The organism is Hoeflea sp. CAU 1731, assembly GCF_039888615.1.
In the GTDB taxonomy this organism is placed as follows: Bacteria; Pseudomonadota; Alphaproteobacteria; order Rhizobiales; family Rhizobiaceae; genus Flavimaribacter.
In genome coordinates, this window is record NZ_JBDQQS010000003.1 from 348,693 (window position 1) to 361,122 (window position 12,430).

Annotated in this window: 13 protein-coding genes and 1 tRNA gene; 8 read left to right on the forward strand and 6 right to left on the reverse strand. The window is 55.6% G+C overall.

The window, feature by feature from the left end; genetic code table 11:
* Window positions 1–406 precede the first annotated feature (406 nt).
* The 5 genes from AAFN47_RS08015 to AAFN47_RS08035 all read left to right on the forward strand — a co-directional run bounded on the left by AAFN47_RS08015 (window position 407) and on the right by AAFN47_RS08035 (window position 4,225).
* A complete protein-coding gene (locus AAFN47_RS08015; protein ID WP_499808674.1) occupies window positions 407–1,462 on the forward strand; it encodes a threonine aldolase family protein in 1,056 nt (351 codons plus the stop codon).
* A gap of 148 nt (window positions 1,463–1,610) precedes the next feature.
* Window positions 1,611–1,913 carry a BufA1 family periplasmic bufferin-type metallophore gene (locus AAFN47_RS08020; RefSeq protein WP_499808675.1) on the forward strand — a complete coding sequence of 101 codons (303 nt, stop codon included), beginning with the start codon at window positions 1,611–1,613 and terminating at the stop codon, window positions 1,911–1,913.
* Between the two features lie 64 nt (window positions 1,914–1,977).
* Window positions 1,978–2,889: an MNIO family bufferin maturase gene (bufB, locus tag AAFN47_RS08025; protein WP_499808676.1), complete on the forward strand. Its 912-nt coding sequence runs from the start codon at window positions 1,978–1,980 to the stop codon at window positions 2,887–2,889.
* Between the two features lie 11 nt (window positions 2,890–2,900).
* Complete coding sequence (locus AAFN47_RS08030) at window positions 2,901–3,668, forward strand: HvfC/BufC family peptide modification chaperone (RefSeq protein ID WP_499808677.1); 768 nt, start codon at window positions 2,901–2,903, stop codon at window positions 3,666–3,668.
* Window positions 3,665–4,225: a DoxX family protein gene (locus AAFN47_RS08035; RefSeq protein WP_499808678.1), complete on the forward strand. Its 561-nt coding sequence runs from the start codon at window positions 3,665–3,667 to the stop codon at window positions 4,223–4,225. Before AAFN47_RS08030 ends, AAFN47_RS08035 begins: the two co-directional genes overlap by 4 nt.
* A 64-nt stretch (window positions 4,226–4,289) precedes the next feature.
* On the opposite strand, the gene AAFN47_RS08040 is transcribed toward AAFN47_RS08035, so the two are convergent.
* Window positions 4,290–4,748 carry an Hsp20 family protein gene (locus AAFN47_RS08040; protein ID WP_499808679.1) on the reverse strand — a complete coding sequence of 153 codons (459 nt, stop codon included), beginning with the start codon at window positions 4,746–4,748 and terminating at the stop codon, window positions 4,290–4,292.
* A gap of 248 nt (window positions 4,749–4,996) precedes the next feature.
* On the opposite strand from AAFN47_RS08040, the gene AAFN47_RS08045 reads away from it, so the two are divergent.
* A complete protein-coding gene (locus AAFN47_RS08045; RefSeq protein WP_499808680.1) occupies window positions 4,997–5,962 on the forward strand; it encodes an alpha/beta fold hydrolase in 966 nt (321 codons plus the stop codon).
* 30 nt (window positions 5,963–5,992) lie between these two features.
* Here AAFN47_RS08045 and AAFN47_RS08050 read toward each other — a convergent pair whose 3' ends face one another.
* The 3 genes from AAFN47_RS08050 to AAFN47_RS08060 form a co-directional block, all read right to left on the reverse strand.
* The gene (locus AAFN47_RS08050) at window positions 5,993–6,442 is read right to left on the reverse strand and encodes a GNAT family N-acetyltransferase (RefSeq protein WP_499808681.1); all 450 of its coding nucleotides are present in this window, start codon (window positions 6,440–6,442) and stop codon (window positions 5,993–5,995) included.
* A gap of 1 nt (window position 6,443) precedes the next feature.
* A complete protein-coding gene (gene hisN / locus AAFN47_RS08055) occupies window positions 6,444–7,217 on the reverse strand; it encodes a histidinol-phosphatase (protein ID WP_499808682.1) in 774 nt (257 codons plus the stop codon).
* 288 nt (window positions 7,218–7,505) lie between these two features.
* The gene (locus AAFN47_RS08060; RefSeq protein WP_499808683.1) at window positions 7,506–8,399 is read right to left on the reverse strand and encodes an N-formylglutamate amidohydrolase; all 894 of its coding nucleotides are present in this window, start codon (window positions 8,397–8,399) and stop codon (window positions 7,506–7,508) included.
* Window positions 8,400–8,840: 441 nt separating this feature from the next.
* Here AAFN47_RS08060 and cpdR point away from each other — a divergent pair, with 441 nt between their 5' ends.
* Entirely contained in the window at window positions 8,841–9,200 is a 360-nt protein-coding gene (gene cpdR, locus AAFN47_RS08065) for a cell cycle two-component system response regulator CpdR (RefSeq protein WP_499808684.1), read from the forward strand.
* Window positions 9,201–9,266: 66 nt separating this feature from the next.
* Window positions 9,267–9,341 (forward strand) — tRNA-Val (locus tag AAFN47_RS08070).
* Window positions 9,342–9,679: 338 nt separating this feature from the next.
* Here AAFN47_RS08070 and AAFN47_RS08075 read toward each other — a convergent pair.
* Together AAFN47_RS08075 and AAFN47_RS08080 are read right to left on the reverse strand one after the other, a co-directional pair.
* Complete coding sequence (locus tag AAFN47_RS08075; protein ID WP_499808685.1) at window positions 9,680–11,698, reverse strand: DUF8371 domain-containing protein; 2,019 nt, start codon at window positions 11,696–11,698, stop codon at window positions 9,680–9,682.
* A gap of 315 nt (window positions 11,699–12,013) precedes the next feature.
* Window positions 12,014–12,430 (reverse strand): hypothetical protein (locus AAFN47_RS08080; RefSeq protein ID WP_499808686.1); only part of this gene is annotated, 417 nt, incomplete at its 5' end.

Consider the following 12,430-nt stretch of genomic DNA (forward strand, 5'->3'; position numbering starts at 1 on the left):
CGTTTTTCCAGGCCTGTTTCCGGCGGCTGCAATGCGCCTGCGTATCCAGAACCCGGCAAATGACGGCAGATCCGGCTACCGGAAAAACCGTCACCCATTTCTCAGCGCCGAAACAGCGCCAATGACACAACTGGCAAGATGCTGCAACCTGCGCCAAAATTAGGACAGCATGGCTGTCCTATTTTCTCTATGCCAGAAAGACACGATTGGAGCAAGTCGCAACAGCCAATAAAATACTCAGGCCGACCGTAAATTGCCCTGCATTACCCGGTCAGGATATTAAATGACGCCTGCATGCCCGTAAAGGAATGATTGTGGCGTCGGACGCGCCACGACAAGAAGCGCCCTTCACAAAGCCGGTCGCCCGTGTTCAATAGGCGTGATCCGGTTCGAACAGGAATTCCCGATGTATTTTGCCTCAGACAATTGGGCGGGCGCTCATCCGCGTGTGGCCGCGTCACTAACAAAGCATGCGGACGGATTTGCGACCGCCTATGGCGCCAGCGACCTCGACCGGGCTATCGAAGCACAGTTCGATGAATTGTTCGAGCGCGAGGTCGCGGTTTTCTTCGTCGGAACCGGAACCGCGGCGAACTCCCTTGCCATGGCCGCGATCAACCGTCCGGGCGGCGTGTCTTTCTGCCATCGCGAAGCCCATGTGATCGAAGACGAATGCGGCGCGCCGGAATTCTTCACCCACGGCGCAAGACTGGCGCCAGTCGACGGTCTGGACGGAAAGATCGATCCAGACGAACTGCAGCGGGAAATAGGACGTTTTCCGCCAGATTTCGTGCACGCCGGCCAGCCCATGGCGGTCACCATCACCCAGTCCACTGAAATCGGCACGGTGTATGCGCTGGAAGAAATCGAAACGATATCCGGCATCTGCGCCCAGCATGGCCTGCCGCTGCACATGGACGGATCGAGATTCGCCAACGCGCTTGCCTGTCTGGACGTCAGTCCGGCGGAACTGACCTGGAAGCGCGGCGTCGATATCCTGTCCTTCGGCGGCACCAAGAACGGATGCTGGTGCGCCGAGGCGCTGGTGTTCTTCGATCCGGAAAAGGCGAAAGACCTGCCCTTCATTCGCAAACGGGCCGCACAGCTGTTTTCCAAAACCCGCTTCATCTCCGCCCAGTTCGAAGCCTATTTCGAGGATGGTCTCTGGCTGGAGCTCGCCCGCCATTCCAACGCCATGGCGAGCCGTCTCGCCGCCTCTATCGAGACGTCGGAAGATCTGGTTCTGGCCTGGAAGCCGCAGGCCAACGAGGTGTTCGCAATTCTGCGAAAGAGCAAGGCGCAGGAGCTTCGCGAAATGGGCGCAGTCTTTGCCGACTGGAACATGCCGCGCAGGCACTCCAGGGGTCTGAATGACAACGAAACGCTGATCCGTCTCGTTACGTCCTTCGCAACGACGCGTGAGCATGTCGACCGATTTGCGGAAGCAATCGGCGGCGCCTGACGAGGCGATCACATTTCATTCGCGAATCCGTCACGATGCGAATCCGCAGGATAACGCGCTGTTGATTTCCAATTTATCGGTGATTTCCCCAAAGTTGGGCGCGCCGGAATGCATCCGGCGATTGCGTAAAGTTTCCGAGGAGACACATATGTCCAAAAAAACAATCATAGGCGCTTCGGCGGTGGCTGGAGCAGTCGCCATGGCGCTGTCTGGCGCAACCGTCGTTGCGACGTCGACGGGAGCAGCCGCTGCGGAAAAATGCTACGGCGTATCGCTTGCCGGCGACAACGACTGCGCCGCCGGTCCGGGCACGACCTGCGCCGGAACATCGACCGTGGACTACCAAGGCAACGCCTGGACTTCCGTTCCCGACGGCACGTGCCTGACGATGGACGTGCCCGGCGACCGCAAGGGCTCGCTGGAGCCGCTGGAGCGGGACCTTCCGGCCTGATTGGATCACAAGGCGGCGCGATCCGGCAAAAGGGTCGCGCCAGTCGCTGAACCTGGACATTAGAATGCCCGACACCCCGCGACCAACACAAAACAGCTATGGCGGCGCGGCCATACCGCCCCGGGCGGGAGCGGGTCTGAAGACGGCGCATGTCGACGCGATCCTTTCGGACAGCTACCGGATCGGTTTTCTGGAGGTTCACGCGGAAAACTATATGGGCGACGGCGGCCCACCGCATCGCGCGCTCGGCGCAATCCGTGAGAAATTTCCACTTTCCGTGCACGGCGTCGGACTTTCCATCGGCGGCGAAGGCAGGCTGGACGAAACCCATGTCGCGCGATTGAAAAAGGTCGTCGATCGCTACGAACCCGGGCTGGTGTCGGAACACCTCGCCTGGTCCACGCATGACAATTCCTACTACAACGACCTGCTGCCGGTGCCCTATGACGAGGCGACGCTTGCGCGCGTCTGCCGCCATATCGAGCAAGTTCAGGAGGCTCTCGGCCGGCAGATCCTGCTGGAAAACCCGTCGACCTACGTGCAGTTCGACCAATCGACGATGAGCGAGACGGATTTCATTCGCCAGATTGCGGTGCGCACGGGTTGCGGTCTGTTGCTCGACATCAACAACGTGTTCGTCTCGGCCACAAACCATGGCTACGAGCCGCTTGCCTATCTGGAAGATTTCCCGCTCGGCAGGGTTCAGGAAATTCACCTTGCCGGCCATGCGCCGGATGTGGACGACGAAGGCGACGTCATTCTGATCGACTCGCACGACAGACCCGTGGATGATCGGGTATGGGGTCTTTACGAGGTGGTGACAGGGCGCATCGGACCGATCCCGACGCTGATCGAGTGGGACGCCGACATTCCAGAATGGACGATTCTGCGCAAGGAAGCGATGATGGCGGACCGCATTCTCGAAGCCTCCGCCGGACCGGATACATCTCTGCGCCAGCGCGCGGCGCGCGGCTGACGACGTTTCCGATGCAAACGACAGTCAGCAACCGGGAATTCACCACGGCCCTTTCGGACCCCGATTCGCCTGCGCCAGAGGGAATTAGGGGACCGAACCGGAAGAAATCCGCAAATCGCTTCGATATCTACCGAAACAATGTTGTTGTCGGGCTGATCGACGCGCTGGGCGAGATCTTTCCCGCCGTCGCACGACTGGTCGGCGAACAGTTCTTTCAAGACATGGCGCGCCTCTACATCCGCGCCAACCCGCCAAATTCGCCTCTGCTCTTCCGCTACGGCAGGTCGATGCCCGATTTCCTTGCAAAATTCGAACCGGTTGCGCATCTGGCCTACCTGCCGGACGTCGCCCGCATGGAACTGGCCTGGCTCGACGCATTCCACGCCGCTGACACAAGCTGCTTTTCGGCCGCTGATCTTGGCACCGTGCCTCAAAGCGAACTCGACGATTTGCGCCTGACGCAGCATCCCGCAACGCGCGTCATCCGCTCCCGATGGGCGGCTGCTTCAATCGTTTCCGCAACCCGGTCCGGCGCAAGCCTCGCGGACATCAATCCGACCGCGCCCGAAGACGGGCTCGTCACGCGCCCGGGTCACGATGTGCAGCTCCGCCGACTGCTGCCAGGCGCCGCCACATTCCTGCAATCGCTCATCGACGGCGCGCGCCTTGCGGATGCAGCCGAAGCGGCCGGACGGGACAACGCCGAATTCGATCTGCCCCTCGCAATCCGCGTTATGCTGGAAGCCGGGGCGTTCAGCCTGAGGGGAGAAGAGGTATGAGAACCATCATCGAGGCGCTGCGAAAGCTTCACAACGCTGTTTTCGACATCGTCGAAAGGATCACCGATGGCTGGTTCTTCGGCCTGTTCTGCAGATTCGTGTTCGCGGCGACGCTTTACTTCTACTATCTGAATTCGGCGAAGACGAAGGTGGGCGACGGCATTCTGGGTTTTTTCAAGATATCGAGCGGCGCCTATTTCCAGATCGCGCCGACGGCGATGGCGGCGGTCGACAACGAACCCTCCGCCTTGTCCTTTCCCGTGCACCTGATGGTGATCGCCGGAACCTATGGCGAGTTCATCCTGCCGCTTCTGGTGATTTTTGGACTGTTCTCCCGCATCGGGGCCGCCGGCATGATCATTTTCATAGTCGTGCAGACCTTTGTCGACGCCACAGCCCACGGCGTTGCGCTCGGCTCCTGGTTTGATCGCATGCCGTCCGACATCCTCGATCAGCGAACCTTCTGGGTTGTTCCACTGCTCTACGTTGCGATCAAGGGGCCAGGCTTCATATCTCTGGATTACCCGCTGGCGCGCTGGTGGCGAAACAGAGCATAAACGCAAAAAATGCCCCGGACGCGAGTCCGGGGCACTTCGCAAAAAGGCGATCCTTCAGCGAGAATTAGCCTTCGATCTGCTTCTGCTCTGAAGCGTCGTCGGCCACTGAAATCTCGATGCGGCGCGGTTTGGCCGTTTCGGGAATTTCGCGGACGAGATCGACATGGAGCAGGCCGTTCTCAAGCTTGGCGCCGCGCACTTCCACATGCTCTGCGAGCTGGAAGCGGCGCTCGAAGGAACGTCCGGCGATACCGCGATAGAGGTAGTCGCTGGATCCCTTTTCGCTTTCATTCCTGTCGCCTTTCACGGTCAGCACGTTTTCACGGGCTTCCACGGAAAGGTCGCCTTCGGCGAAACCGGCGACCGCCATGGTGATGCGGTAGGCGTTTTCGTCGATGCGTTCGATGTTATAGGGCGGGTATGTCTGCGACTGATCGGGCTGGGCCAGACTGTCGAGCATGGTAAAGAGACGATCGAAGCCGACCGTCGAACGGTAGAGTGGTGAAAAGTCCACGTGACGCATGATAGGTCCTCCATTGAGCGACGATTTGCGTAAATGTATTTCAGCCTGAATTCCCGATTTGGCGAATTCCTGCCGACAGACCCTGTTCTGGCGCCTGCAGGACCAATTTGGGGATTGAATAATCCGATTTCAAGAGTTCTTTCACGGGCGACAATCAAGCCGTTGTCCGTTACATGCGCGACAGGTTTTGCAATGCCGGCGGGGACTGTTATTGCAGAACCGGCTACTTTCAAAAATCAGGTCAGGGCATGCGCGCACAGGTTCTACACGACACGCCGGACAACCCGGCGCCCAAAAACGCGATCAGCGGTTACATGCAAGCGCATGACGGCAAGCAGATTCGCTACGCGATCTTCCGCTCTGATGCGACGCTCGCCAAGGGGACGGTCATCCTGCTGCAGGGCCGCAACGAAAATATCGAAAAATATTACGAGACCATTCGGGAACTGACCGCGCACGGCCTGTGGGTCGCTACGTTCGACTGGCGCGGCCAGGGCGGCTCCGAGCGTCTTCTGTCCAATCCGCTGCCAGGCTATGTGCGCCGGTTCTCCGACTATGTGCGCGACCTTGAACAGTTCATCGAAACCATCGTTCTGCCTGACGGGAGACTGCCTTTTTTCATGATCGGCCATTCCATGGGCGGTTTGATCGCACTTCACGCCGCGCCGCGCCTCGCCAACCGCATAGAGAAACTCGTCGTCTCTGCGCCCTTCGTCGCGCTCAGCCATTCGCATATCGGCGCTTCGACCATTCGCGTCCTGTCCACCGTCATGACGCTGATCGGGCTTGGCGGTGTTTCCACCAGCGGCAACAGGAAAATCAACCAGACCTTCGAAGACAATGCGCTGACGCATGACCGGAACCGGTTTCTGCGCAACAAGGCGGTCTACGACGCCGTGCCGGAAATGACGCTCGGCGGCCCGTCATTCCGCTGGCTGCTCGAATGCCTGAAGGCGATGAAACAGGTTCATCGGCCCGAGCACCTTGCAAATATCAGAATACCGACGCTCATGCTCGCGGCCGGCGGCGACAGCATCGTTCCGATCGATGAAATCGAGGATCTGGCGACCCATTTTCGCGCAGGCGAACTGGTCACGATCGACCGCGCGCGCCATGAACTCTTTCAGGAGGCCGACCGATACCGAAACCAGGTCATGGCCGCCGTCAAGGCTTTCGTACCCGGAGGCGATGAACCGGCTTCAACGGACGAATAGTCCCGCGCTATAAGTCATTGTCCACCGAGTTCACGTAAGCCGCTTTTCGAAGAACACCCGGGCAAACCCGTCCTCCAAGCGGCGATCGGTCGCGACATAGCCGAGATGCGGATAGATAGCCAGGTTCTGCGTCATCTTCTCGTTGGTGTAGAGGCGAACACAGGGCAGTTGGAGCCGCTTTGCTTCGGCTTCGCAGAAGGCGATCAACGCGCCGCCAACGCCCCTGCCCGCCGCTGAACCGAACACCGCGACATTTTCCAGAAACATGTGACCGTCGCGGGGAAAGAACACGATAAAGCCGAGTGTTCCGCCATCCTCATCCTCAGCGATATGGATATGGCCTTCGCGTATCTGAGCCTCAAAATCCGCGACCATTGGCGCCGGCTTCCGGCCGATCGCCGCGACATATTGCCGGTAGGCGTCCTCGGCGCATCCGCGAATGTCATCTTCATCACGAGGCGTCGCCGGCCGGATCCTCATGTCAGCCTGCGAGAAGTTCGAGGGCTTCGGCGTGCACCTTTTCGCATCCGGCGGCTACGATATCGCCGCCCTGTTCCGGCCGGTTGCCGTTCCAGTCCGTGACGATGGCCCCGGCGCCTTCCAGCACCGGAATAAGGCCTGCTATGTCGTAGGGTTTGAGGCCACTTTCGACGACGATATCTCCATGACCGGCCGCGACCAGCGCATAGGCATAGCAATCGCAACCGTAGCGGCTGAGATTGACCTTGCTTTCGACGGAGCGAAAGCGGTCGATATGGGAATTTGAGAACAGGAAGGGAGACGTCGTGAAGAGGGTTGCTTCGGCGAGGCTCAGGCCCTTGCGGGCGGACAGCCGCCGTTCGCCTTCCGGGCCGCGATAGAGGCAGCGTGCGCCGTCGGAGACGTAGCGTTCGCCGGTGAAAGGCTGGTCCATAAGCCCCATCACGGCGCGGCCGTTGTGATAAAGACCGATCAGCGTGCCCCACAATGGCACCCCGGAAATATAGGCGCGCGTGCCGTCGATCGGATCGATCACCCAGACATATTCGCGGTCGAGCCCTTCCGAGCCGTGTTCCTCGCCAAGAATGCCATGATCCGGAAACCGGTCCGCAATTAGCGCCCGGATCGCTGCTTCCGCCGCGCGGTCCGCCTCCGTGACCGGATCAAAACCCACAGTTTCCTTGTTAATAACATCAGATGTCGCCCGAAATCGTGGAAGCGTCTCGCGCGCGGCGACATCGGCCAGCCTGTGCAGAAATTCCAGATCCGGTTTCATTGACTCATCCCGCTATTGTATTGTTTTTCATAACCTTAAGCCGCAATACATTGGCATCTCCAATCGGCTCCGGACGTGTCTAGTCGCAAAACACTGCGTATGAAACCCCGTTTATTTGCCTATTTTTTGCGCATGCGAACAAATTAACGAAATATGCTTGACTATTGTGCAATGCAGCAATAAAAGTGGAGTCGCAGTCAACGGCTGCATATGCCCTTATCGGGCGTTTCCTCCCTAGATTTGACCGCTCCGAAAGGCGCGGTCTTTTTTTTTAAGATAAACGACGGATTATTCCGCCGCCAGGGCGATACTGTCCGGCTCCTGGCAGAATTCGGCGGTCAGACGATCGACGAAACGGGCAAGATCGGCCTGCAGCCGCTCGAAACCGGCGTTCTTCTGAAAAGTCTGCTCGTCAACATAGAGGCCGCGATTGATCTCGATCTGCAGTGCATGCAGCCCGCGGCGCGGCCGGCCGTAGTGCTCGGTGATAAAGCCGCCTGCATAGGGCTTGTTGCGCGCCACCGTGTAGCCGAGATCCTTCAGCAGCGATATCGCCGACTGCGACACCGTGTCGGACGCGCTGGTGCCAAACCGGTCGCCGATGACAAAGTCCGGCCGGTTCCGGGACCCGGACTGCGCATGGGCGGGCATGGAATGACAGTCGACAAGCACGCAGGCGCCGAAGGCGGCGTGCGTGCTGACGATCAGATTGCGAAGACAGTCGTGATAGGGTCGATAGAGGGACTCGATGCGGTCAATCGCGTCTTCGATGGGCATCTGCGTGTGGTAGATTTCCAGATTCTCGGCCACAAGCCGGGGAATCGTGCCGAGGCCGCCCGCGACCCGCACCGAATTGGTGTTGACATAATGCGGCAGGGAGCCTTCAAACATCGCCGGATCGAGCTCGTAGGGCTCGCGATTCACATCCAGGAAGGCGCGCGGAAAATGCGCGACCAGCAGCGGCGCTCCGTAGAACGGCGCGCTTCCGAAAAGTTCATCGACGAAATAGTCTTCCGAGACGCGAATCGTGTGTGCGTCAAGCCGGGAGGATGCGATGAAATCGCCTGGATAGTGACGACCGCTATGGGGCGAGTTGAAGACGAACGGGACGATTTGTTCTACAGGCGCCTGCACCTCGAAAGGCCGTTGCTCTGAGAAACTGTTTTCAATCACTTTTGTCATCCCGTCGCCGCGCGATGGCGAAGCCTGCGCCCGGAGCAAAAATGCAGCCGAGTCAGCCACATGTTGCCAGTTGCACATGGGCGAGTCCATAGCGGATGATCCGGCGAAACCGCAATTGTCAGGACAGTGTGTCCCGCATACAGCACTCTTTAGCCGCACTGTTTGGCGCTCTCGCGCCGGGAGACGCCGGATCAGACTGCGGCCCGCCGCGCGTAAACCGGATATTTACCATGTTGCGCTTGAATGACCGGACCGAGCCGGAGACGGTCGCCAGGTCAGACATCGCCCGGTCGCCCATCGCCGCGACGCCTGGAACCGCAAAAGTGATGACAATCCGGTTCCCTTGGACAGGGCTGCGTGATATCCGGATTCCGGAAGGGGCGACGCTGATCCGGTTTCGCGGGAACGGGTTGATTGCAAGGGATGGACACGGGGAGTGCAATGAAAATACTTCTTGCTGAAGACGACAACGACATGCGTCGTTTTCTGGTCAAGGCCCTGGAAAAAGCGGGCTATGCGGTTCAGGCGTTCGACAATGGCGCAAGCGCCTATGAGCGCCTGCGCGAGGAGCCTTTTTCGCTATTGCTCACCGATATCGTGATGCCGGAGATGGACGGCATCGAACTCGCCCGCCGCGCGACCGAACTCGATCCCGACCTCAAGGTCATGTTCATCACCGGCTTCGCCGCTGTCGCGCTCAATCCCGAATCGAATACGCCGCGCGACGCCAAGGTGCTTTCCAAGCCCTTCCATCTGCGCGATCTCGTCAATGAAGTCGAGAAGATCCTGCAGGCGGCGTGATCTGAAAAACGGTCAATTATCCTCTTGACCGGGCGGCGGGCTTGTGGTGTATGCAGCCGGTCGGATGGGCGTGTAGCTCAGCGGGAGAGCACTACGTTGACATCGTAGGGGTCACTGGTTCAATCCCAGTCACGCCCACCATCTTTTCAAAGACTTACAGTCTCAAATCGTTGTTTCTACCTAAACACTGTTCACTGTAGAGTGTGAACGTGTGAACGGTCAACGTAGTTTGTGAACGCAAAACCCAATCGGTTTTGCTGCTTCTCTCGCTGAGCTACACGCCCATTCGAGGCTGTTATGATACGAAAAGAAATCTACGAGAATCTGCAGAGAGAAACACAGGGTCACCCCGGGGGTGTACGGGGGCCTGTTACTTAATGCAATTCCTCTTCTAGATTTCTCGCTAAAATTACAGACTTCCGACTTCGTAATGGAAGCTGGGTGGCTACAGCAGACAAAAAGGTTGGTATTAAAAATTCCTAATTCAGCTTTGATGGAGGAGGCCGGAATTGTGCTTGGATAACAATTATCTGAATACTGTATTTTGAAGGTATTGTCTTGACTAGAGCATTCTCGAATTCAGTAAAGGTTGCGTATCTTGCTGGCTCCTCGAATTTCGAACTCTTGCACCACAATGCAACGTAAATGCCATCTTCAGCCGACAATCCATCCATGTAAGCTGGTAACTGGCTACTCACACCAGCCAGAATTTTGTTATGATGGGCATATTTCAGTTCAATGGCGCATCTCATAACTTGTCCCGAACTTGTTGCTGAAGCGAGAATATCAAGACGGCCTGAGGCCGCATACACTTCCCGTGTTAGACTAATTCCGTGAATTTCAAACCATGGCCGCAGTATATGAAAAAAATACCTTTGTACCTCGGGCTCATCCTTAACCCTCGTGAATTGGCTCTCATCTAACCAAATGTTTTTCCATAGGTCATCCATACGACAGGGCTTGGCTATCAGCTCCTGAACCGCATCGTAAGCGTAAGATCGCAATTTCTCGTGAGAGGATATGGGTTCGCGTAATGAGAGTCGACGAGCACCTTTTGCACTGATGCTTTCATTGTCATCAGCCGAAAAGCGAGCAAGGAATCTATCACGGACCGCAACAAATATTCGCTTCTTGATGAGGGGTCGAAAGAAATGGAACCCCCTCGCACCAGCCTTGTCGAAATAGTTAACTGCGAAGCTATCAGTATCCCTGACTGCGTTTAATAAAGCTGTTCGATCGGGCCACTCCTGATTATCATCTATAGATAAAAGCCTAGTCGCAGCATCGGCGATATACGGATCATATTCTTCACCATGTATTGCTTGCAATTCTTCGGCTTTAGCTTTGTCAAAGTAAGGGCTGCCATCCTCACTGACAGAGATATCGGGGGCGAATGTACCTGAATATTCCAATACTACTAATGAGCATGTCTTGTCTGGGTCTAACGTTGGTGACAAAACTGCTAATGGCATTCCATTGATCCGCATAACTTCTCTATGAAGCGCCCTGAAATTAGGGTCATGAAAAGGGCTGCTCACCGGAACCGATGTGATTACGCAATCAGGCTGTTCGAAGCGACCTTGGGGCAAGGAAATAGGGAGTATCAAATGGACAATTGAAACTTCAGTATCCGCTAAATTTCCTTCTGTGACCGCTATTTGTGCATTACGGATCTCAACATCGGAAATTGAGGAAGCATTTTCAAATTCCTCGATAATCGCTTTTTCGTTTTCTGTTAGACCTTCGTTGGCAGCAGCACGTGACTCAAATAACTTATTCGATGGGAGAATGCCGAGCAGTGCATTGTAGTAGTGCGCCCAAAAAGCACGTTGGTACCGTACATTTGCAGCTTTTGATGCATGAAAGTCATATGTGACATGTTGCTCTTGCAGTAGACACCACACGCAACTGCTGTAGTCACCATTCCACAAAAAACCATCCGCAGAGCGGCGAAGTGATTGCTCGTATGCTTGTTCTAGTGGATGTTTGCCTTTCTTAGTAAACTCGACAATAGACAAACAATCGCGGCGAAGCAGCCTAATTCGTAGCGCTTTCTCAAGCTGGTTGTTCTTACCTGGCTCATTGAAATAAACTTTGTCTCCGAATACATCCAATAAGCGGTTCGCGTAATTAAATGCTGACAAGAAGACAGAGGCTGGTACGTCAATAACGCAAGCTGAGCCTAGAATAGAATGATAAAGCCAAGCAGCTTGGTTTGGTGTTAGATTTCCCGCATGTTCTTGGAGGCTTTTAAACAAAACTTCGGCGGGCCCTAATTTGTGTAAATTATCATCAAAACGAAACTCGTACTTCGGGTGGAATCCTTTCTTGTTTATTTTCTGACTGTTTGTGACAGATGAGTATTTGATTGCGTCTGCTGCTAATTCTGCAATCTTATTCGGGTTGTTTATTTTTTCACCACTGAGTTGCGCTTTTTGGTAACTTCTGAAAGAAACCGTTAGCCGGTCCTGTAATGTGGTCCATTCAAATTTATTCATTTAGCATCGAGTCTAAGTCAGGGTTCAAAATACTTTGGCCAACTCAATGAGCGGGTCGCACGATAGCCAAGTCATCGCGAAGGATCGAGTGACGCAACAGAATTGCATACTGGTGCAGTTTCAGCGTCTAAAACAACTCCTATTTTAACTTATTAAGTTTGAATAGTAACTGTCTGCAGGGTCTGCATCACGGTACCAAATATTATATTTACAGAGCTTCGTTACGTTCTAGGGTTGGTTTGGATGCATCGCCTCAGAATGAGAAAACTTGTGAAAACATCAATCTGAACACCTGTCCATTATCCTCTTAATACCTTAGCGTGCAATTTCACTCGGCACACGATTCTTCTGTGGTGGAATATTGGCGCGAATATCTAATCCGATCCTTTTTTCTAAGCATTTTGGGATTGATACCAAGGCGCTGAAGGCTGCAAGATTAATTGATCCCTTTCTAAATGTGGATACGCAACTCTTTATCGACCCGGTGCTGTTAGAGAAATCTGCAAACAAAATCATCGCGAACGATGGCATCTTGGCCTTTCGCAAGCATTTTTCGAACTTTGTTAGACTGTTGGCGATTTGCAAGAAAGAGGGCGACGCAGCTTGGAAGGTAGTGTCAAATATCTTTCGCACTTTTGGATTTGGCTGGTGATCTGAACCTCTCAAGCGGTCAATCTTTGTTTTTCCAATAGTGTCGTGTCCAGATAGCGTCTGGTCGACCATTTGGTCCCG